Origin of the sequence: Riemerella anatipestifer (genome assembly GCF_009663465.1) — a bacterium.
Classification (GTDB): Bacteria; Bacteroidota; Bacteroidia; order Flavobacteriales; family Weeksellaceae; genus Riemerella; species Riemerella anatipestifer_C.
Map to the genome: position 1 here is coordinate 80,525 of NZ_QXHU01000004.1, position 2,137 is coordinate 82,661.

Sequence of the window (2,137 nt, forward strand, 5' to 3'; positions counted from 1 at the left end):
ACGGCTAACTTTAATAAGTTGGGAGCGCAAGCCGACCAATCTACCGCCGTTGGTTTAGGCTCTGCTACCATTACCTCGCCTAAGACAGAATATGTGGTGTCTTTAACCTATAATAGCACGAACATTCAAGGGCAAATTACCAACGGAATGACGGTTAAAATCCCATACACGGGCGGTTCGGGGTCTTATAATGCGGCGGTGGCAACGCCTACGACGACGGCTCTAGGACAAGACGGTGATATGAATACGATAAGCCTTAGCATTCCGTCGGGGAATTTTTTGGTGAGTGGCGACTTGGTGGCAACGCTTACGGTAGATGGCGACGGCGTGTATAATGTAACTAAAAAAGCTCCAGGCGAGCAGTACGACATTGCCACCATTCCGTACAGCATTAACGGAACCAATTATGAATTGAAATTAGTGGGGATTGGGGGTATCCCAGATAGATGTTTTGGTAAGACCACACAGCAGTGTTTAGCAGATATGGGTAGCCCTTCGCCTTGGGCATCTACCGAAATGGAGCATCAGTTCATTTATATCCCAATTACAGGACCCGATGGTAGAACTTGGCTCAACAACAACCTTGGAGCGAATTATGCTAATGTAAATTCTTCGGTATTCAACCCAACCCAACAAGCCACCTCAAAAACCGACCATAATGCTTATGGTTCATTGTTCCAGTGGCAGAGAAAGCCTGATGGGCACGAGTTGATTACTTGGACAAGCTCAACAAATGGTACACCTAAATATACAGGTTCAGGTTCTATAGCTTCTTCTTGGGCAAATGCAGGTACGAATAAGTTTATACCGTCGTATAATTTATCAGATTATTCGTGGGTAACCCCTTTAGTTAGTCGGGAGACTTCAAATCATCAGTTGTGGCGTGCCAATGGAGCGAATAATCCTTGTCCTGTGGGTTATCATGTGCCTACTCTCGCGGAGTGGCAAGAACTGTTTGACGCGATTGGTGGTAAATCTAATATATGGAATGAGATTGTCCTCCGTTTGCCGACGTCTGGTTTTCGTGTCTTCAGTGAGGGGAGGCTTGCCAGTCAGGGCAACAGTGGCCACTTCTGGAGCAGCGAGACAGATAGCTCGCGCTACTCTTGGCCCATATATTTTGGTAGTGCTGGTGCTGCCGATGTCATCTACTCCAACCGAGCAAACGGCTATAGCGTGCGTTGTATTAAGGATAACTAAGTGGTCAGCTTAAGAACCCAAGAGGGTAACCCCTCCTTATATATAAGATAAATCAACTAAAGTATAACCCATAAAATAAATGTATTATGTCAATTAAATTTAAAGTAGTAGAAAGAGGCCAGCCGGGTGTAAGCGGCGGCGGTAACAAAAAGTGGTATGCCAGTGCTACCACAGACGGCGAGGTAGGTATAGATGAGCTCGTAAAACAAATCGAGAAGTTTTCTGCCCTCAGTGAGGCAGATATTAAAGGCGTTATCATCGCTTTAGAGAATGTGATACAAAATGCTTTGTCGGATAGCAAAATCGTGCGTTTGGAGAAGTTGGGGACGCTGTATCCTACTCTAAGCAGCGGCGGAGCCGCCACGGAGAAAGATTTTACCCAAAGCCTTATTAAATCGGTAGGTGTTAATTACCGCCCCGGTAAACGCATCTTAGATAGTATGAAGGCGGCAGGCTTTGAAAAAGTGAAGTAAACCGTCCTATCTATGCACCTTAAAAAACTACCGCAGGTTTCTAAAGAAACCTGCGGTAGTTTTGTATAAAACCTGCTGTGGTTTTGTATAAAACCTGCTGTGGTTTTGGGTAAAACCTGCGGTAGTTTTTAGTGAAACCTGCGCAGGTTTTTTAGCCTACCTAGCTTATCTTCGGAAAGCCTTTATTCATAGGGGTTACAGAACTTCGTTAGGTTTTTATATAAACTAAGGCAGGGGTTTTAATAATTTTAATGTGTCTTTGTCCTTTTGGCTTCGCCGAACCATTGAGTTAAGTTTGTTTCAAAGCGATAAATATGTATGCTTGTCCTTTTGTCTTGAAACAAAAGGACCAAAAGTTCAAGACTAGAAAACTACGGCTAAAAATGTGTCGCCCATTCTAAAAGCCCTAGAACTCACGCCAAGGCTAAAGCCGACGCTTGTTCAGACAATAGGGCTTTTTTAAC

At 44.3% G+C, this 2,137-nt stretch carries 2 protein-coding genes; both read left to right on the forward strand.

Translation table 11 applies throughout. The annotated features are described in order from the left end of the window. The coding region (locus D1003_RS06550) for an FISUMP domain-containing protein (protein WP_311709897.1) at positions 1–1,200 on the forward strand (1,200 nt) is incomplete at its 5' end. A gap of 86 nt (positions 1,201–1,286) precedes the next feature. Then, complete coding sequence (locus D1003_RS06555; protein WP_153936203.1) at positions 1,287–1,673, forward strand: HU family DNA-binding protein; 387 nt, start codon at positions 1,287–1,289, stop codon at positions 1,671–1,673. Positions 1,674–2,137: the final 464 nt, after the last annotated feature.

Coding starts and splice junctions, on each gene's coding strand:
- D1003_RS06555 (WP_153936203.1), top strand. CDS start 1,287: ATGTCAATTAAATTTAAAGTAGTAGAAAGAGGCCAGCCGGGTGTAAGC.